This window comes from Flavobacterium sp. GW821-FHT12A05 (assembly GCF_058807735.1).
Genome location: NZ_JBXAQY010000008.1, coordinates 28,381 through 46,382, shown reverse-complemented (window position 1 = coordinate 46,382; position 18,002 = coordinate 28,381). Strand labels below are relative to the sequence as shown.

Here is an 18,002-nt window from a genome sequence, read left to right as displayed (position 1 = left end):
ACTTTAAGTGTAATCATTTGGGTTACGAAATTTTTTTTAACGGAGTACTGCCGTTCTATTTTTTTAAAGTCCAGTTTTTCTCTTCTTAAAAGAAAAATAGAATGACATAATTGTTTAAATGACGACGATTATGAAAAGAACTACATTGCTTATTTTACTTTTTACCGCATTTTCGTTACTTGCTCAGGATAAATTTAAAACCAGTACGGCAATCGTAAATTTTGAAGCTTCTGTACCTTTTTTTGAAGAGGTGAAAGCGGTAAATAAGCTCGGAACAATTGTTCTCGAACCTCAATCCAGTACGCTTATTTGTACTGTTGCAGTAAAAGATTTTCGTTTTAAAATGGATTTAATGCAAGAACATTTTAACGACAATTATTTAGAAACCAATCGATACCCAAAAGCTGTTTTTAAAGGCAAAATTGAAAAATTTGATTTAAAAGACATCGATGGCCTTGAAAAAGAATACAATGTAAAAGGAAAGCTTTACCTGCATGGGAAATCGAAAATTATAGAAATGAAAGCCTTGATAAAAAGAGTGCCGGAAGGCATACAAATATCTTGTAATTATCCTATTTCAGTTTCAGATTTTAATATTGCAATACCAAGTATGGTGGCCAATAAAATTTCGACAACGGCCAATACCAATTTACTTGGAGTTGTACAAAATGGAGAAGAAAAGAAATACCTGACTTTAAAGTGATTTCCTAAAATGATTTAATGAATACAGCTTATTAATGCTTTTTCTAAATCGGTAAATTGAAATTCAAATCCGGTTTTTTGTATTTTTTCTGATGACACCCTTTGCCCTTCTAAAACAGCTTCGCTCATTTCTCCTAAACCAATTCTAAGAATAAAAGGAGGAACTTTAGGAAGCCAAATAGTATATCCGTATAATGCTGCCAGAATCTTAGATAATCTGGAATTTGTAGTATTATCTGTAACGGCAGCATTATACGGACCATGCATTTGATCGTCTAAAACTGATTTACAGTAAATCTGGCATAAATCTTCGATATGAATCCAGGGAATATATTGTTTTCCTGTTCCTAAAACAGCGCCAAAACCAGATTTAAAACTCGGATTTACTTTCTTTAGAAAACCTTCGTCTTTTCCTAAAACAATTCCGGTTCTGATTTTTACGGTTCGAATGTTTAAAGCCTCAATTTTATCAACAGCGTTTTCCCATAACTGGCAGGTTGTGCCCAAAAAATCATCTGCTGGAGGCATATCTTCGGTACAAATTGTATGAGTTGTAAGAGCGCCGTAAATTCCAACTGCCGAAGCAGAAATAAAAGCATTTAGTTTTTTATTGTTTTTTTCTAAAACCGAAAAAATCAAATCGATGGGTTGAGTACGACTTTCTAGAATTGCTTTTTTTCTTTTTTTAGTCCATCTTTTTTCTACAATTCCTTCGCCTGCAAGATGAATGATATAATCTGCATTTAAAACCGCATTTTCGTCAATATAATTCTTATTTAAATCCCATTTGTAATAAGTAACTGCGGGTGTGTTTTCTTTATTACTGCGACTCAAAACAGACACAGAATATCCTGCTTCAATAAGAACATTTGTTAAATGTTTTCCAATGAATCCGCTTCCGCCGGTTAATAGAACATTTTGAGCCATAATAGTTTATAATATATTTAACAGTGCATATTGTTTAATGATAAGTAAAGGTACTTAAACAATGTTTACCTTTATGGCAAATTCTAAATTTAAATACCATGACGACTAAGAAAAAGGTAATTACCAAAGATGATATCGTTTCAAAATATATGAATGAAGTTTTAGAAAAAGGCCAAAAACCAAAATCGGTTTATCATTTTGCCAAAGAAAATGATTTTACCGAAGCCGAGTTTTATTCCTTTTTTGGAACGTTAGAAGGTTTAGAAAAAGAAATATTCCGACTGTTTTTTGAAAATACAGTTGAGCTGCTTCACAAAAACGAAGAGTATCAGCAATATGATATGAAAAATAAAATGCTGAGCTTTTATTTTACCTTCTTCGAGATTTTAACAGCAAACAGAAGTTATGTTTTGCAAACACTTAAAATCGACCGAAACCCGCTTAAAAATTTAGTACAACTTACTACGCTTCGTGAAAGTTTCAAGAACTATGTTGCAGAAATTCTAACGGATGATTATAGATTAGAACAAGAAAAGTTTCAAAAATTTCAGGAAAAAACAATTCAGGAATCAGCTTGGCTGCAATTAATGCTTACGATTAAATTCTGGACGGAAGACGAATCGGCAGCTTTTGAGAAAACAGATATTTTTATCGAAAAATCAGTTAATGCCTCATTTGAGTTAATGAATGTTGCGCCAATGAATCATTTAATAGATTTTGGAAAATTTCTATTTAAAGAAAAAATACACAGCAGATAATGAAAACGATCGATTATATTCCAACATCCAAAATAGAAAGAGCCGGGAAACTGGTTCAGACAGGTGCTAAAATCGGAGTAAATTATATAAAGCATTATGCTGAAAAAGTGGTTAATCCTGATTTAAGTCGAGATAAACTAAATGAAAACAATGCCGAAGATATTTACGACGGACTAAAAAGCCTTAAAGGAAGTGCGCTTAAAGTTGCTCAAATGTTGAGTATGGACAAAAACTTTCTGCCACAGGCTTATGTGGAGAAATTTTCGTTGTCGCAATTTTCAGTACCGCCGCTTTCTGCGCCTTTGGTTTTAAAAACATTCAAAAACAATTTTGGAAAAACACCTTATGAAATTTTTGATGAATTTAATCCAAATTCGGTAAACGCTGCGAGTATTGGTCAAGTGCATTTAGCAAAAAAAAATGATAAAAAACTAGCTGTTAAAATTCAATATCCTGGAGTGGCTAACAGTATTTCCTCTGACTTGGCTTTGGTAAAACCAATTGCAATTAGAATGTTTAATCTGCAGGGAAAAGATTCTGATAAATATTTTAAAGAAGTCGAAGATAAACTGATCGAAGAAACGAACTATCTGCTTGAATTAAAACAAAGTCAGGAAGTAGTTGAAGCCTGTAATAAAATAGAAAATATCACTTTCCCGAATTACTATCCGGAATTTTCATCAGAGAAAATTATTACAATGGATTGGATGACGGGAATTCATCTTTCTGAATTTACAGCTATAAATACAAATCAGGAAGTAGGCGATAAAATAGGGCAGGCGCTTTGGGATTTTTATATGTACCAAATTCATGTTTTGCGAAAAGTACACGCAGATCCGCATCCGGGGAATTTTTTAGTTGACGATCAAAATCAATTAATTGCTTTGGATTTTGGCTGTATGAAACAAATTCCTGAGGATTTCTACACGCCTTATTTTGAATTAATCAACAAAAACGTTATTACAGATTCGGCGCTTTTTAATGAAAAGTTGTTTGAATTAGAAATTCTTCGCCCAGATGATACGCCGGCAGAAGTGGAGTACTTTACCGATATGTTTCATGATTTGTTATCGCTTTTCACGAAACCTTTCCAAAACGAAACTTTCGATTTTGCCGATGAAACCTTTTTTAATGCGATCGCCGAATTAGGAAAACGTTTCTCTGAAGATACAAACTTGAAAAAAATGAACGGAAACCGTGGTTCTAAACACTTTATTTACATGAACCGTACTTTCTTCGGACTTTATAATTTAATGTTCGATTTGAAAGCGAAGATTGTTGTAGATAATTATTTGAAGTATTAGGATGTCATTGCGAGGAACGAAGCAATCTCACTAAAAGATATATTACATGAGATTGTTTAGGTGGCAGATTGGGAAATAAGCACACGGATAACACGGATTCGCTATCGCGAAAACGCTGATTTATACGGATTTTTTACACATAGACCTTTGTCAAAGTTTTAAACTTTGACAAAGGTTTTTTATTTTCGTCAGGATGAAAAAAATGAGTATAAATCTGCTTAATCTGCCAAATCTGCGTGAAACAAATTTAAACGTTCAGTAAAACCTGAAACCTGAAACAAAAAAACTACTTCAAAATTCCCGCCTTATAAGTCGCAATCGCACGATCTCTTGCAAAGGCATGATCGACCATAGGTTCGTTGTAACCAAAATCAAATTCAGGAATCCACTTGCGGATGTATTGGCCTTTTTCGTCAAATTTCTTTTGCTGGATTTCCGGGTTAAAAACCCTGAAATACGGTGCAGCGTCGCAACCTGTTCCTGCTGCCCATTGCCAGTTTCCTACGTTTGAAGCCAATTCGAAATCTAACAGTTTTTCGGCAAAATAAGCTTCGCCCCACTGCCAGTTAATCAATAAGTGTTTGCATAGAAAACTCGCCACAACCATACGAACACGATTATGCATATAACCTGTTTCGTTTAGCTGACGCATTCCGGCATCTACCATTGGATATCCGGTTGTTCCGGAACACCAGCGTTTGAAATCTTCTTCGTTATTTTTCCATTGGATTCCGTCGTAAGCCGATTTGAAATTGTGATTGACACAATTAGGAAAACTGAACAAAATTTGAATAAAGAATTCTCTCCAGATCAATTCGCTTAAAAAAGTTTGATTTTTTCTATTGGCCCAGTTTGCTAATTTACGAATGCTTACAGTTCCAAAACGCAAATGAGGCGAAAGATAAGAGGTGCTGTCAAGTGCCGGGAAATCTCTGGTTTCTTTATAATTGGCAATTTGTGTTAAGTTATGCGGTTGTACTTTTATAGTGCTTCTTTCAAAACCAATTACGGCTAAATCAGGAAATGGAAATTGATTTTTTGCGAAATTAGACTGAAAGGGAGTAAAATCAGATTCAGGTGCTGCGCCTGATAAGTGATATTTCTCGAGCCATTTGTTTTTATAAGGTGTATAAACGGTATACGGAAGTCCGTCGGCTTTTGTAATTTCTTTTTCTTCGAATATAACGTGGTCTTTAAATGAAAAACATTCGATGTTGTTTTCTTTTAATAGAGAACAAATCGAGGAGTCTCTTTTAATGGCAAATGGTTCGTAATCTTTGTTGAAGAATATGTTTTGAATATCGAATTCGGTTATGAGTGATTTCCAGACTTCATTTGTTTTTCCTTTTTTAATTAAAATCGAAGATTCAAATGCATTTAGTTCTGTATTTATTTTTTGAAGTGAATCGTATATAAAACTCACTCGGGCATCGTTTTTTGGAAGATTATCCAGAATGTCATCATCAAAAATAAATAAAGGGATTACAGGAAAATCCGATTGTAAGGCGTGAAATAATCCTGTATTGTCTTCTAAACGTAAATCACGTCTGAACCAGAAAAAGGAAACTTTTTGTTTTGTCATTATAATGAATTCTACTTTTTGTTTTTTGCGAGAGATTGTTATGTTTAGATTTTTTGTTTCACGCAGATTTTGCAGATTTAAGCAGATTTTATTTTTTGATTATATTTAAAAATTAATTTGCATCGATCTGCTTAAATCTGTGAAATCTGCGTGAAAAAAATATGCACAAAATTATTTTGAATTAAACAATTCTTCGATTTTTTTGTAACGGAAATCAAAAATGCTTTTGAGTTTGTTCTTTACTACTAAACGATTCATGATTCGGCCGAGAAAGCCTAGCGGAAGCGCGTAATGAACAACATCTGTCATTTTGGTTCCGTTGTCTGGTGCTGGTTCAAAAAAGTGTTTGTGATGCCATAATGTGTATGGACCAAAACGTTGTTCGTCTACAAAATATTCATTTTGCTGCGAAATTGTAATGATCGTCATCCAGTTGATTCTAATTCCTAAAAGTGGTTTTAAAGTATAGGTAATAACTTGTCCGGGATACATACGTTTGTTGTCAAAATCCTGGATTTCGAAACTCATGGTATCGGGTGTTATAATTTGAAGGTTTTTTGGGCTGGAGAAAAAATTCCAACATTCTTCGATACTGGCGTTTATATGTTGTACGGCTTCTAATTTATATACTTTCATTTTTTATAAATCAATTGTTACAAATGTTTCTTGTAATACGTGAGCGTTAGGGATTGCAGTGGAGCTCTCCCGATTTTTCATCGGGAAGCGGGAACGAAAAGCCCGACCCGCCGCGACGGGGAACGCCCAAATAATGCTACATTTTATAATATTTAAAAGGCACAAACAGCATTCCGAAACATTCTCCTTTTTCTTTTTGAAGGTGTTTATGATGTATTTTATGTGCTTTCCTAAGTCCGATGAGGTATTTGTTTTTGGTGTTTTTGAACCATTTAAAACGCTGATGTATCAAGACATCGTGAATTAAAAAATAGCAGGCTCCATAAAGCGTAACCCCACAGGCAATGAAAAACAAATAATTGAATCCGCCCTGAACACCAAAATAGAATAAAAGAATACTTGGAATGGCAAAAATGACAAAGAAAATGTCGTTGCGCTCAAAAGTATGTTCGTATTTTGGCTGATGATGATCTGCGTGAAAATACCACATAAAACCGTGCATTACGTATTTATGAGTAAGCCAGGTTACACATTCCATAAACAGAAAAACGCCTAAAAAGACTAAAAAAGAAATCATTTTTTATGTTTTGAATTTGTTATAATAGTTGTTTGATTTTACAAATGTGATTGCTTCGTTCCTCGCAATGACAAACTGTTGTCGAGATTAAACCATTTTTAATTTGTAAGTTACAAAAGACTGCGCTAAAAGCCCGGCTTTTGTGTAGTTGGAAACGCGGATTCTGGAATTTCCAATTTCGTAATAAGGCGTGTTTTTTAGTTTTGTCAATAGTTTTCTGTAATAGACATAAGCGGTATAAACGCCAAATTTAGCTTCGATTGGGAGTTTTACAATTCCTTGATAGGCAATGCGGAAATCTTCTTCGATTTCTTTTATAATCTGCGCTTTTGCCTCTTCGTTGAAATTGTTGAGGTTAACACCCGGAAAATAGGTTCGGTTTAAAATTGTATTATCGTCTTTTAAATCCCTTAGGAAATTCACTTTCTGAAAAGCCGATCCTAAACGCATGGCTTCGTTTTTTAATTGTTCGTATTTGTGTTCTTTTCCCGAAACAAAAACTTTTAAGCACATTAAACCCACGACATCTGCCGAGCCGTAAATATAATCGGCGTATTCGGTTTGAGTGTCGTAAGTTGTTTTTATAAGATCGAGTTTCATGCTTTTTAGAAAAGCCTGAACTAAATCGTCGGTAATATTATATTGTTTTACGGTATGCTGAAAAGAATTTAAAATAGGATTTAAGCTGATGCCAAGCTGCATTGCTTTGTAGTATTCTTTTTCGAAATCGTCAATAAGGTATTCTTTTTCATAATCATGAAAGGAGTCTACAATTTCATCGGCAAAGCGAACAAATCCGTAAATGCTGTAAATAGCATCGCGAATGCTTGGTGACAGCATTTTTACAGCAATCGAAAAAGAAGAGCTGTAATTTTTGGTAACCAATTTACTGCATTTAAAAGAAACGGCGTCGAATAGTGATTTCATTTTTTAAGATCTTAAAGATTTTTGAATTAATTCAGCTGCTAGTTTTCCTGAAATTAAGGCAGGCGGAACACCTGGACCAGGAACGGTTAATTGTCCTGTAAAATATAAATTCCTGACTTTTTTACTTTTTAATTTGGGTCTTAAAAATGCAGTTTGCAATAGGGTATTGGCCATTCCGTATGCATTTCCTTTATAAGCATTATAATCTGTTACAAAGTCGTTTTTACAAAATGACTCTTTAAATATAATGCTATTTCTGATTTCCTGTTGTGTAAGCTGTTCAAAACGAGTGATTATTTTTTCGAAATATTCTTCTCGCAATGCTTTGGTATCTTCAATTCCGGGTGCAAGCGGAATTAAGAAAAATCCGGTTTCCATTCCGTCTGGTGCTGCGGTTAAATCTGTTTTTGATGGAAAATTGGCATAAAACAGCGGTGCTTCGGGCCATTTTGGATTGTCGTAAATATCTATTGCATGTTGATTAAAATCGGTATCAAAAAATAAAGCGTGATGCGAAATGTTTTCTACTTTTTTATTGAAGCCAATAAAAAACAGGAGAGAAGAAGGGGCGAAGATTCGGCTCTGCCAATACTTTTCAGAATAAGCGCGATGTTCTTCTTCCAGCAACGATTCGGTATGTTCGTAATCGGCGCCGCTTAAAATAATGTCCGCTTTTATAATTTGGCCGTTAATGACAATTCCTGATGCGGTTTTGTTTTCGACAATTATTTTTTCAATTGATGAATTGGTTTTGATGGTAACGCCAAGTTCTAAAGCTAATTTTTCAATTCCGCGAATAACGTCAAACATTCCGGTTTTAGGATGCCAGGTTCCTAAGCCAAAATCGGCATAATTCATGAAATTGTAAAATGACGGCGTTTTGGTTGGTTTTGCTCCAAGAAATAGAACAGGAAATTCAAGAATCTGAATTAGTCTTTCGTTCTTGAATTTCTTGCGGATATCAGTGCTTACATTACCCAAAAACTGATTGAGTTTTAAAGCAGTTTCTTTTGTTATTAATTCTAGTGGAGAAACTCCGGGACGATAAACTAACTCTTTTATTGCAATGTCGTAATTGCTTTTGGCTTGATTGATAAAGTTTTCGAGTTTTTGCCCGCTCCCTTTTTCGATACTTTCAAATGTGGTTTTGATTTCTTCTAAATTGTCATAAATACTAATGAAGTCATTTATGCCAAAATAAACCCGATAGGCCGGATTTAGTTTTATGAGTTCGTAGTAATCAGAGGTTTGTTTATTGAAATCACTGAAAAAACGATCAAAAACATCTGGCATCCAATACCAGCTTGGTCCCATGTCGAATGTAAAGCCGTCTTTTTTAAACTGTCTGGCACGACCTCCAATAGATGGATTTTTTTCATAAATAGTGACCTTGTTTCCTTGTTGTGCCAAGTAACATGAAGCGGCTAACGAAGAGAAGCCTGATCCTATTATCGCGATAGTTTTTGTCATTTGTTTAACAAATATACAAAAACTTTAAACAAAATAATTATATAGAATCCATTGTTTCTTCCATCGAATCAAAAATTCGGATTCTTTCTGTTAAAACCTTTGGGTCGATATGTTCTACCATTTTACCCATAAGCCAGATTTCGTTGTTTTTTTGCAGTAATTTTTGTCCCATCGATTTTACATATTGGTTTATTACGCTGCGATCCGGCTGTATGGTCATGAATGAAACAAAAGTAATGTTCTCGAAATGTTTGGTTAAATCCTGCAGGTTTTCGATTGGCATGCTTTCGCCAAGATAGATGGTTTTGTATCCTCTTGATAGGATTTCATATTGAAGGTAAAGTAACCCTATTTGATGAATTTCATTTAGAGGAAGTGAAAGAACAAAAATTCTATCTGTTTTTGTTGGTTTCTGAATTTGCAGGCTTTCTGTGTAAATTAAGATTTTCTGCTTGATCAAATGGCTCATGAAGTGCTCATTTGCAGGCGTAATGGTTTCAGACTGCCACAACAATCCTAATTCTTTTAATAAAGGTAAAAAATGATCTTTAAAAACTTCTTTGAATGTTTTTTCAGAAATAAGCCAGTCAAAAGTATTGAAAAACAATTCCTGATCGAAATTCATCATTGCCATTTTAAAAGAGGTGATGGCGTAGTTTTGAGAATTTTTCTTTGAGATTATTTCACGAACTAACTGCGGAATCTTTTCGTCCGGATAAGTTGCGATTTTAGAAATTTTATAACCGTATTCGTGTAATAAAGTAATGTTTAAAAGTTTCTGTAAGTTCTGCAAGTTATAAAGCCTGATATTGGTGTCTGTGCGCATTGGTTCTAAGATGTTGTATCTTTTTTCCCAAATACGTATTGTGTGTGCTTTTATGCCGGATAAATTCTCGAGATCTTTTATACTGAAAACAGTTTTTATGTTGTTTATCATTTTTTTCGATTAGGTGAACAAAAGTAAAACAAAATCTCAAAAAATAAATGAAACTTGTTAAAATTCGTAGATTCTTAGCGGTTTACGGCGCTTTTGGATTTTTGTTTATGTACGAAAAAAATGATTTGAAAGATTTTATATTATATAAAAAAGCAATCTGTAAATAAAGTTTTACAGATTGCTTTTTGAATGTTTGGTCTTTTGTTATTTACAGAACGTGGCTCTGTTTTTTGAAGCGCTTTGGCTTCCTAATTCAACTGCTTTAGAGAAATCTTTGCACGCATTTTTTTTGTCTCCAATTTTATTGTAGGCTAATCCTCTTAAATTATAGGCAATGTAGTCTTTAGGATTTAAACCAAGAGATGAAGTGCAGTCTTCAATGGTTCCCTGGTAGTTTTCTAATTTGTAGTTAACATTGGCTCTGCCTGTAAAAGCATCGGCATTCATGCTGTCTAAGTCGATTGTTTTGCTAAAATCAGCCTGAGCGCCTTTTAGATCGTTTAGTTTGAATTTAGCAACACCTCGGTTCTGGTAGGCTTCTACAAATTTAGAATTCATGCTAATGGCTTTTGTGTAATCGGCGATAGCGCCTTTTGTGTTGCCGGCTTCGGCTTTTTTCATGGCTTTGTCGAAATAAGCTGTTGCAGATTGTGCCCAGGAAGAGCAGGATATCACCATAAAGGATATCAATAGTAGGTTTTTCATAAACTAATTTGGGATTAGTGGGTTAATTATTCTGTAAACGAATTTAGGGAAGTTTTATTCTTCTACTTGAATTTTTTGTAAAATTTTGATTAAAAATATATTGTAGATGCATTAAAAAAATAAAAAGCACAATCCTTAAAAATTAGAATTGTGCTTTTATTTGGAATTAGATGTTGTCAGGTTAGATCTTTTTATTTCCGGATTTGTTTTGTATTATTCAAACCATTGTAACCATGGTATAGTTCCGTCAAAAGTATCTATGCCTATTTGTTTTCCGTTTTTATAAACTCGTACATCAGTAATAGCACCTAAGGTGCCTATGTTTTTAATGTAAAAAGTTCTCAGTCTATTTATGCCTGTAGGAAAGCGATTGCTGCTATTGTTGAAATAAAACTGCCCATTTTTAATGGTAAATCTAATAGTTTTATATCTTTCAAATATATTGTTGACAGTTGGAGGTGTTAAATATGTGTATGCTACATATTTATAGATTTCACCTAAGTCGTTCTTAAAAATAGATTCTTTAGTGTTTCCTTCTACAGGAATATTACAAGTTATAGTTTGGTTCTTTCCTCCATAAGCGCCGTTCCATAACTCTAGTTCAATTCCTTTTTCTATGTTAGCAGGGTAATTTGAACCTTTTTTTGATGTAATTTTTAGTCTTATTTCAAAAGTTAAATCTCCAGTTACATCAATACCTTCATTTGCAGGAGTAAAATAGCTTAAACTTAAAACAGGATTATCGTATTGGTCATAGTAAGATTTTACTAAATTATTATTCCAGTTTAATTCTCCATTATTGATAAATGAAGGCATTTGGTTTGATAAAAAGTCTATATTATCGGCAGGATTATTTATATTTTTAGTTAGGTAAACAAAAGCTGAAGATGCATTTTTATAAGATAAAGGATTATCCTTTTCAAGTATATATGTGTCTGATGTTATTACTTTTTCTATTTTTCTATAAGTAGCCCATATGTATCCATTGTTGCCCCAGTTCGATCCCCATGAGTTAAGAAGTCTAAAAGCTTGTTTTTCATCGTCATAACCAGTTAGAACAACTGCGTGCTGATCAATATTATTCGAATTGTTTAAATCCCACAATCTCAGATTAGACGATGAAAAATCTTGATCTATAGGTATTCCTATTAACACAGGGTTTCCATTTGCAATTTGTCTTTTGATTTCTTCAAGTTCTGGCTTATCATTATTAGATTGAAGTCTGTAGTAGTCATTTATTCTATTTTTTGAAGCTTTTTTTTCTTGTTCTGGTGTTGGAAGAGTGCCGCATAATACAAGTCCCATATCGGCATAACTCGGTGTACCTTCTGTTTTTAATGCATCCAGACCATTAATAAAGGTAATGCCGTTACAGCTATTTAAATATGTTTTATATTTTTCAAATAGATAGTCCCCACTTGCATAAGCTTCGTAGTTTGGAGTTCCATCTGCTAAAATTTTTGATTCAGAATTCAGAATAGTACGTGCGTGGGCAATAGAATATGCTACGCAAGAGCCTTTTGCACCTTGATTAAGAGCAACAGGTAATTCTGGTAGTGAAAATTTAGAAGGTAGAACTTCTTTTTTGGTGAGCGAGGAGAGGTTTAATGTTTTAATTTGTGCCAGTTCTTCTGGTGTAGATGGGATGTACCCAGTAGGTCGATTTTTATTTAATGAATTGTAATTTTCCGCATTTTGAGGAAGTTCATCTTTTTGACAAGATTGAACCAATAGGAAAGCAAATAGTGCGCCAGTGAATTTTAAAAATTTTGTTTTCATGGTTATGTAGTTTAATAATTTACACAATAATACAAATAAAATCATTAAATATACTATTTTACTTACATTTAATTTTTAAATGAATAAAAAAAGGACTACAAAATTATTGTGTTTGCATAGACTAATAACTAAGATGTCTGTGAATATGGGTAATCATGAAAAGAGAAAATCTATTGTGTTGTTGAGTTTTTTACTAGTGCCTAGATTAAAAACGCAGGGATTTTGATATTGCCTTGGGATTGCCATATTCAAAATGGCGAGACTGCTGTTTCTTGATATGGTCTAAAATGAAAAAAGGCCAAGTAAATTAATACTTGACCTTTTGTGACCCGACTGGGGCTCGAACCCAGGACCCCATCATTAAAAGTGATGTGCTCTACCGACTGAGCTATCGAGTCTGTTGCTTTCTTCAACGAGGGTGCAAATATAAGGACTTTATTTAGTTTGCAAAGCCTTTTTTGCAATGAATTTTGTAATAAATTATAAAGCTCTGTTTTATAATAAAATAGAGTCCTAATTTTTTTAGTGAACTTCTTGGTGCAAAATTCGAACCTTTTATTAGAAGATTTCCAGATTTTAAACGACTTTACAGAGGCTTGAAAAGAAAAGCATTTGATTATCAAGACTTATGAAATAAAATTTGACTTAATAGAACTATAGATTTTATGCTCATACTTCCCTCAGTACTGCTGAGGGTTTTAGAAGACTTGAGTAATTAAAATAGATAATAATAATCCTCTATATCTCTACTGGAAAAAAATTGACTGGCTTCTGTTTTATTGGTCTCATAAACTTTTTGTAATGAAACACCTACGGTTATTAATTGATCTGCATTTATTGAAAAGTTGTTTGCATTGCATAATTCCTTAAACAGTATTGGAGTACTTACAAAATATTCTGTCTGGTTATTTCCTATAAATAATATTCGAGGAGGTCTACTGTTTTTTGGAGGTTTTGGATTTGCAATAGTTTTTTTCAAGTGCTGTATCACTTTTAGAAGTATAGTTATTACAAGAATCATTATTGGTTGGAATCGGGTTCCCGCTAATTCATCAAAGTAGCAAAACCACCGAATTTCTATTTATTTTAATAAGAAAAATATTTAATTAATAAATATTTTATGGAATAAAAATCCTATTTTTGCTAAAAAAGTTCTTATAAACAATATTTGCGACTTAAACAAAAAAGATTCATTAGTGTTACAATGGGCAGAAATAAAAAAAAACGAACAAACATTTATAAATAACATTAGAAGAGCCAACAGCCAACAGTTGCTGCAACGGATTAGGGAAATAGACTTAATAGAAAGTTGGTTTTGTACTTCGCATTGGCAAATCCGAGAATAGGGCTTAATTTAGTATGAAACCCGCTGTGGTACAGGGTGTTAAATGTTATTTAAAAAAAATAAACGTAAACAAAAAAAAATGTTATGGATATTTCGAATAAAGACAACGGATTTATTGAACTTGAAAGTGGTAGGCAATCAAACGATGCAATTTTAAAAAACTTTGCATTATCACTTCCGGACAAGACACAGGTGGCTGAGATGATTCAGGTGGATCGTTTTATGGAGAAGGACAATAAGGCTGTGGCAACTACTAACACGCTTGGATGGGCGAAAATATTGGAAGTGATTAATTCTAACGAGGACATCACGACGATTCAGTTTGGGTCAGGAAAATATTACGTTGATAATACTTTAAAAATCCCATCTAATGTAATTATCAAAGGAGCAACGATGAATGCGAAAGATAGTGAACTCGTTTTTACAGCCCCTAGCCAAGGTTTGACGACAGAGGCGGCGAATATTGTGGACCCTAACTACATAAAGAACGTGTTGATTCGTGATATCAGCATTAGGTATGAGATTGATCCAGTCATTATGAGTGGACATGCTTACGCGTTTTCGCTGATTAATTTTGCAGGTGCTTATAAGGATGATGGTACATCGCTTGCTGAGCCTTACGAACTCCTTGATAATATCCAAATAGACAACATTATTGCGGACGGGAATGAGCAGGCGAACTCGATTATTTATTTGGGTGGTATTAAAAATGGTTCGGTGAAAAACTCGGAAATTCGAAATTCTAATTTGCAGAGTGGGATTGCTCTGGAGTATTGTCAAACGATGATTATCGAGAAGAATAATATTAGAAATGTTGGTCGTGCGGGCATCGTGATGTATCGCGGGAATGGTGGTAGTGGTGCGAAGCAGATCTCGATTATTGGGAATGAGATCAAGGATTGGATGCAGCGCTATGGTACGCAGCACTTTTATGCGCCGGCCAACATGGAATATTCAGTGGATGATCGGAAATCGATGGTGGATGGTGGAATTGATAGTTATGGTGCCGCGAATAATAATATTATCATTAATAGCAACCGCCTTATAAGTGGTGAGGGCGGTAATAAATATAATCCGAGCAATATTCAAATCAATAATATCGAGAGAACAAAGAAGAATCCTCAAGCAACGGATTTAAGTTTGCAGCATGAGGTGCAGACGGATAATAATGATAAAATTGTGGCAGATAGTTTAGACGCAACGTTACAGAAAAATATGACGGGTTACACGGCAATTCGTTTGTCAGGCGCGGAAAATGTGCGGGTTACAAATAATTTTGTTCAGTTGGATAGCTATGATAATTTTGCGTTTATAGCGCTGTACGAACGGGATCGTCAAGGTGTGAAAACGACGCCGAAAAATATTATTATTAAAAACAATGATTTCAATGCGAGTGGCAGGATTCGCTATCCGATTCGAATTTTGACGGGTGAGGTGAATAAGTCGCGTGGTATCAGTATTGAGAACAATCTTTTTGATGTGGATGGATTGGTAGATAACTATTATAAGGTAATGATTGAGGTTCGAAATCCTGTGGAGCTACTTAGTGTCACGGATAATATGGTTTCTTGGGATAAGCAAATCAATGGATGGGTAACGGTTGCGGATACGGCGACTTCGAACTATATTAATAATCTCTTGATTTGGGGGAATTCTGGTACAAAGAAGACGGATATGACGCGTGTGCTAAATAATACGATGCCGTCGACGCTAAGAATTGCGCCGCTTGAGCTTCCGAATCCAGTGACGCCTTTTATTGGGAATTTATACACGGGATATGCGGATTATAAGGTTGGTGAAACGAATATTAAGGGCATGTTGGTGAATAACCAAGGGCGTTATCAGATTGTGATGGTCGTTATTAATGGTGTTGGTATTAAAAATGCAACGGTGAACACTGATGGAAGTTTCTTGATCAATGTGAAAGCGAACAATATCACGAAGGACACACAAGTTGCTGTGCGCTACCGAGTGAATGGAAATGAGACGTATGATTCTGAGATGCAGGTGAAAATTACAGAATAAGAGGTTGGAAAACACGTCGTCTGTGTTAAAGAAGTAGTTACAAGATAGGCCGTGTAAAATCAACAGCCACAAAGGTTTGTCAATTATTCAAAAATAGCGACGATTTTGTTGAACCAAAAAAAGCCTGTAAAGTCAATACTTTACAGGCTTTTTAATTTTCTTGTGACCATGGAGGGATTTGAACCCTCACGCCCTTACGAGCACCACCCCCTCAAGATGGCGAGTCTACCGTTTCTCCACATGGCCTAAAATAAAAAAGGTCAAGTAAATTAATACTCGACCTTTTTGTGACCCGACTGGGGCTCGAACCCAGGACCCCATCATTAAAAGTGATGTGCTCTACCGACTGAGCTATCGAGTCATTGCTTTCAAGAAACTTATTTTGTTAATCACAAATTTTGTGACCCGACTGGGGCTCGAACCCAGGACCCCATCATTAAAAGTGATGTGCTCTACCGACTGAGCTATCGAGTCATTGCTTTCAAGAAACTTATTTTGTTAATCACAAATTTTGTGACCCGACTGGGGCTCGAACCCAGGACCCCATCATTAAAAGTGATGTGCTCTACCGACTGAGCTATCGAGTCATATTCGTTTCTTGAATGCGGGTGCAAATATAAGGAGTTTTTTTTGAAGTTTCCAAGCGATTTTATTATAAATTTGTCTTTTTTTTGGAAAAGTTTCCAATTGCTTAGTTTATAAGGTTTTATTAATATGAAAAAAATTGTACTGTTAGGTTATATGGGTTGCGGAAAGTCTACGATTGCCCAAAATTTGTCTAAAATCACCAATATTCCCTTTTTAGATTTAGATGTTTGCATCGAAAAAAAAGCAAATTTATCGATAAAAGAGATTTTTGAGCAGTTTGGAGAAATTCATTTTCGCAAGTTAGAGCACGAAATGTTCTTAGAATTACTTCAATCTCCAGAAAATAGTATTATTGGTTTAGGCGGAGGAACTCCTTGTTATGCCAATAATCATTTATTATTGCAAAGAGAGGATATCGATTCTATTTATCTTAAAGCTTCAATTGATACTTTGTATAATAGATTAGTATATAATAAAAGTAAACGTCCGTTAATTGCAGATATGGACGAGGAGGAAATGAAAGAGTTTATTGCAAAGCATTTGTTCGACAGAAGCTTTTATTACAACCACGCGCAATACAAGGTTGTGGTTGATAATAAAACGGTCGATGAAACGGTTGAGGATATTTTGAAAATCCTAGCTTAAAAAGGCGTGATTGCCTTCGTTTTTGTCAAATACAACCTGAACATGCTCTAATAAAGATGTAGACAGAGAGATTCCTTTAAAATCGGCCTTTACAGGGTATTTTTTATGATTTCTGTCTACAAGTACCGCCGTTTTGAATTTCTTTAACGGTACGTCAAGGAAATGACGAACAGCATATATTAATGTAGTTCCAGAATTTAGCACATCATCAACTAATACTAATCCTTTGTTTTCGTATTCTTCTTTCTTTAGAGAAGTCTGAATAGGCGACTGCGGATTTTGTTTGTCGATTTTTACTTCGCAAAGTGATACTTTAAGTGTAGAGATATTGCTTAGAGCGGCAGCTAGTTTTTCTGCAAAAATAGATCCGTTAGAAGCAATTCCGGCAATTACAACTTCTTCTTCGTCAACAAATGTTTCGTAGATTTGATAAGCGATACGTTTTATTTTGTGTTCGATTTCCTGATTGGTTAAGATGATGTTTTTGCTCATGATTTTATTTTTTTGCTAATATAATTAATTTAAATTCCAATTTTTGAAAACCTAAATTCGAATGTTGAGGTTTTGATTTTAGATGGTTTGGGATTTAAAGTTTAATTGTTTTGTTTGTTTTGGAATTTGGAATTTAAACATTTGAAATTTAATTTTCGTCTTCTTCGTCAATAATGTCATTTCCGTATTCGTCAATATCGCGTCGGTCTTTTTTGGTTGGTCTTCCTGTACCGCTTTTCCTATAATGCTCTTTAGAAAGTTTAAGCAGTTCTAAATGTGCATAAGCTTCCGGCGGTGTTTCGTTCTTGCGGTAAATATCTACAAGTTTAGCTCCAACGCGGCTTTCCGGAATATCGAGTACGGTTATAATTTGTGTAATTTGATCTTTTCTAAAAGTGATTCTATCAGTAGGAAAGACTTCTTTTGATGGTTTTGCAACCTGTCCGTTTACGGTAATATGGTTCTTTTTACAAGCCTCAGTTACCATGTTTCTGGTCTTGTAATAACGAACGCACCATAAGTATTTATCTATTCTCATAATTTTTCTAAAATCCAAGTTAAATTCTTTACAAAAATAAATCAATATTGTATCTTGCGCACCTA

General features: G+C 34.3%; 17 protein-coding genes and 5 tRNA genes. 5 read left to right on the top strand and 17 right to left on the bottom strand.

The annotated features are described in order from the left end of the window. The first annotated feature begins 130 nt into the window (after positions 1-130). On the top strand, positions 131-703 hold the full coding sequence (locus AC1RRQ_RS18700) for a YceI family protein (protein ID WP_493024527.1): 573 nt from the start codon (positions 131-133) through the stop codon (positions 701-703). A 14-nt stretch (positions 704-717) separates the two neighbouring features. On the opposite strand, the gene AC1RRQ_RS18695 is transcribed toward AC1RRQ_RS18700, so the two are convergent. Beyond that, on the bottom strand, positions 718-1,629 hold the full coding sequence (locus tag AC1RRQ_RS18695) for a TIGR01777 family oxidoreductase (protein ID WP_493024526.1): 912 nt from the start codon (positions 1,627-1,629) through the stop codon (positions 718-720). Positions 1,630-1,727: 98 nt separating this feature from the next. Here AC1RRQ_RS18695 and AC1RRQ_RS18690 point away from each other — a divergent pair, with 98 nt between their 5' ends. Further along, positions 1,728-2,387 carry a TetR family transcriptional regulator C-terminal domain-containing protein gene (locus AC1RRQ_RS18690; RefSeq protein ID WP_493024525.1) on the top strand — a complete coding sequence of 220 codons (660 nt, stop codon included), beginning with the start codon at positions 1,728-1,730 and terminating at the stop codon, positions 2,385-2,387. Further along, positions 2,387-3,691 (top strand): ABC1 kinase family protein, encoded by a 1,305-nt coding sequence (locus AC1RRQ_RS18685; protein ID WP_493024524.1) that lies wholly within the window; start codon positions 2,387-2,389, stop codon positions 3,689-3,691. Before AC1RRQ_RS18690 ends, AC1RRQ_RS18685 begins: the two co-directional genes overlap by 1 nt. A 286-nt stretch (positions 3,692-3,977) precedes the next feature. Here AC1RRQ_RS18685 and AC1RRQ_RS18680 read toward each other — a convergent pair whose 3' ends face one another. From AC1RRQ_RS18680 to AC1RRQ_RS18635, 10 genes are all read right to left on the bottom strand, one after another. Next, positions 3,978-5,273: a cryptochrome/photolyase family protein gene (locus AC1RRQ_RS18680; protein WP_493024523.1), complete on the bottom strand. Its 1,296-nt coding sequence runs from the start codon at positions 5,271-5,273 to the stop codon at positions 3,978-3,980. 171 nt (positions 5,274-5,444) lie between these two features. Beyond that, positions 5,445-5,909, bottom strand: a complete 465-nt coding sequence (locus AC1RRQ_RS18675; RefSeq protein WP_493024522.1) for an SRPBCC family protein — start codon at positions 5,907-5,909, stop codon at positions 5,445-5,447. Positions 5,910-6,045: 136 nt separating this feature from the next. Beyond that, positions 6,046-6,486 (bottom strand): sterol desaturase family protein, encoded by a 441-nt coding sequence (locus AC1RRQ_RS18670; RefSeq protein WP_493024521.1) that lies wholly within the window; start codon positions 6,484-6,486, stop codon positions 6,046-6,048. An 87-nt stretch (positions 6,487-6,573) separates the two neighbouring features. Continuing rightward, complete coding sequence (locus tag AC1RRQ_RS18665) at positions 6,574-7,413, bottom strand: phytoene/squalene synthase family protein (protein WP_493024520.1); 840 nt, start codon at positions 7,411-7,413, stop codon at positions 6,574-6,576. 3 nt (positions 7,414-7,416) lie between these two features. Further along, positions 7,417-8,883, bottom strand: coding sequence for a bifunctional phytoene desaturase/3,4-desaturase (gene crtID / locus AC1RRQ_RS18660; protein WP_493024519.1), 1,467 nt, complete (start codon positions 8,881-8,883; stop codon positions 7,417-7,419). Positions 8,884-8,920: 37 nt separating this feature from the next. Beyond that, complete coding sequence (locus tag AC1RRQ_RS18655) at positions 8,921-9,820, bottom strand: MerR family transcriptional regulator (protein WP_493024518.1); 900 nt, start codon at positions 9,818-9,820, stop codon at positions 8,921-8,923. 204 nt (positions 9,821-10,024) lie between these two features. Then, positions 10,025-10,525 (bottom strand): tetratricopeptide repeat protein, encoded by a 501-nt coding sequence (locus AC1RRQ_RS18650; protein WP_493024517.1) that lies wholly within the window; start codon positions 10,523-10,525, stop codon positions 10,025-10,027. Positions 10,526-10,738: 213 nt separating this feature from the next. Next, positions 10,739-12,304, bottom strand: coding sequence for a C1 family peptidase (locus AC1RRQ_RS18645; protein ID WP_493024516.1), 1,566 nt, complete (start codon positions 12,302-12,304; stop codon positions 10,739-10,741). 325 nt (positions 12,305-12,629) lie between these two features. Next, a tRNA-Lys gene (locus tag AC1RRQ_RS18640) sits at positions 12,630-12,702 on the bottom strand. Between the two features lie 317 nt (positions 12,703-13,019). After that, positions 13,020-13,283 carry a hypothetical protein gene (locus AC1RRQ_RS18635; protein ID WP_493024515.1) on the bottom strand — a complete coding sequence of 88 codons (264 nt, stop codon included), beginning with the start codon at positions 13,281-13,283 and terminating at the stop codon, positions 13,020-13,022. 450 nt (positions 13,284-13,733) lie between these two features. Here AC1RRQ_RS18635 and AC1RRQ_RS18630 point away from each other — a divergent pair, with 450 nt between their 5' ends. Beyond that, entirely contained in the window at positions 13,734-15,674 is a 1,941-nt protein-coding gene (locus AC1RRQ_RS18630) for a right-handed parallel beta-helix repeat-containing protein (RefSeq protein WP_493024514.1), read from the top strand. Positions 15,675-15,837: 163 nt separating this feature from the next. Here the strand turns inward: AC1RRQ_RS18630 and AC1RRQ_RS18625 are convergent. The 4 genes from AC1RRQ_RS18625 to AC1RRQ_RS18610 all read right to left on the bottom strand — a co-directional run bounded on the left by AC1RRQ_RS18625 (position 15,838) and on the right by AC1RRQ_RS18610 (position 16,261). Beyond that, a tRNA-Leu gene (locus AC1RRQ_RS18625) sits at positions 15,838-15,920 on the bottom strand. Between the two features lie 42 nt (positions 15,921-15,962). Then, positions 15,963-16,035: transfer RNA gene (locus AC1RRQ_RS18620), tRNA-Lys, on the bottom strand. Between the two features lie 40 nt (positions 16,036-16,075). Beyond that, positions 16,076-16,148: transfer RNA gene (locus AC1RRQ_RS18615), tRNA-Lys, on the bottom strand. Positions 16,149-16,188: 40 nt separating this feature from the next. Beyond that, positions 16,189-16,261: transfer RNA gene (locus AC1RRQ_RS18610), tRNA-Lys, on the bottom strand. Between the two features lie 127 nt (positions 16,262-16,388). On the opposite strand from AC1RRQ_RS18610, the gene AC1RRQ_RS18605 reads away from it, so the two are divergent. After that, positions 16,389-16,907, top strand: coding sequence for a shikimate kinase (locus AC1RRQ_RS18605; protein WP_493024513.1), 519 nt, complete (start codon positions 16,389-16,391; stop codon positions 16,905-16,907). Here AC1RRQ_RS18605 and AC1RRQ_RS18600 read toward each other — a convergent pair. Beyond that, positions 16,899-17,399, bottom strand: a complete 501-nt coding sequence (locus AC1RRQ_RS18600; protein ID WP_071634931.1) for a phosphoribosyltransferase domain-containing protein — start codon at positions 17,397-17,399, stop codon at positions 16,899-16,901. The genes AC1RRQ_RS18605 and AC1RRQ_RS18600 overlap by 9 nt on opposite strands. A gap of 148 nt (positions 17,400-17,547) precedes the next feature. Further along, the gene (locus AC1RRQ_RS18595; RefSeq protein ID WP_493024512.1) at positions 17,548-17,937 is read right to left on the bottom strand and encodes an RNA-binding S4 domain-containing protein; all 390 of its coding nucleotides are present in this window, start codon (positions 17,935-17,937) and stop codon (positions 17,548-17,550) included. Positions 17,938-18,002 lie beyond the last annotated feature (65 nt).

Excerpts from the sequence above, each read along its gene's own strand:
- AC1RRQ_RS18700 (WP_493024527.1), top strand. The coding sequence starts at position 131 with ATGAAAAGAACTACATTGCTTATTTTACTTTTTACCGCATTTTCGTTA.
- AC1RRQ_RS18695 (WP_493024526.1), bottom strand. The coding sequence starts at position 1,629 with ATGGCTCAAAATGTTCTATTAACCGGCGGAAGCGGATTCATTGGAAAA.
- AC1RRQ_RS18690 (WP_493024525.1), top strand. The coding sequence starts at position 1,728 with ATGACGACTAAGAAAAAGGTAATTACCAAAGATGATATCGTTTCAAAA.
- AC1RRQ_RS18685 (WP_493024524.1), top strand. The coding sequence starts at position 2,387 with ATGAAAACGATCGATTATATTCCAACATCCAAAATAGAAAGAGCCGGG.
- AC1RRQ_RS18680 (WP_493024523.1), bottom strand. The coding sequence starts at position 5,273 with ATGACAAAACAAAAAGTTTCCTTTTTCTGGTTCAGACGTGATTTACGT.
- AC1RRQ_RS18675 (WP_493024522.1), bottom strand. The coding sequence starts at position 5,909 with ATGAAAGTATATAAATTAGAAGCCGTACAACATATAAACGCCAGTATC.
- AC1RRQ_RS18670 (WP_493024521.1), bottom strand. The coding sequence starts at position 6,486 with ATGATTTCTTTTTTAGTCTTTTTAGGCGTTTTTCTGTTTATGGAATGT.
- AC1RRQ_RS18665 (WP_493024520.1), bottom strand. The coding sequence starts at position 7,413 with ATGAAATCACTATTCGACGCCGTTTCTTTTAAATGCAGTAAATTGGTT.
- crtID (WP_493024519.1), bottom strand. The coding sequence starts at position 8,883 with ATGACAAAAACTATCGCGATAATAGGATCAGGCTTCTCTTCGTTAGCC.
- AC1RRQ_RS18655 (WP_493024518.1), bottom strand. The coding sequence starts at position 9,820 with ATGATAAACAACATAAAAACTGTTTTCAGTATAAAAGATCTCGAGAAT.
- AC1RRQ_RS18650 (WP_493024517.1), bottom strand. The coding sequence starts at position 10,525 with ATGAAAAACCTACTATTGATATCCTTTATGGTGATATCCTGCTCTTCC.
- AC1RRQ_RS18645 (WP_493024516.1), bottom strand. The coding sequence starts at position 12,304 with ATGAAAACAAAATTTTTAAAATTCACTGGCGCACTATTTGCTTTCCTA.
- AC1RRQ_RS18630 (WP_493024514.1), top strand. The coding sequence starts at position 13,734 with ATGGATATTTCGAATAAAGACAACGGATTTATTGAACTTGAAAGTGGT.
- AC1RRQ_RS18605 (WP_493024513.1), top strand. The coding sequence starts at position 16,389 with ATGAAAAAAATTGTACTGTTAGGTTATATGGGTTGCGGAAAGTCTACG.
- AC1RRQ_RS18600 (WP_071634931.1), bottom strand. The coding sequence starts at position 17,399 with ATGAGCAAAAACATCATCTTAACCAATCAGGAAATCGAACACAAAATA.
- AC1RRQ_RS18595 (WP_493024512.1), bottom strand. The coding sequence starts at position 17,937 with ATGAGAATAGATAAATACTTATGGTGCGTTCGTTATTACAAGACCAGA.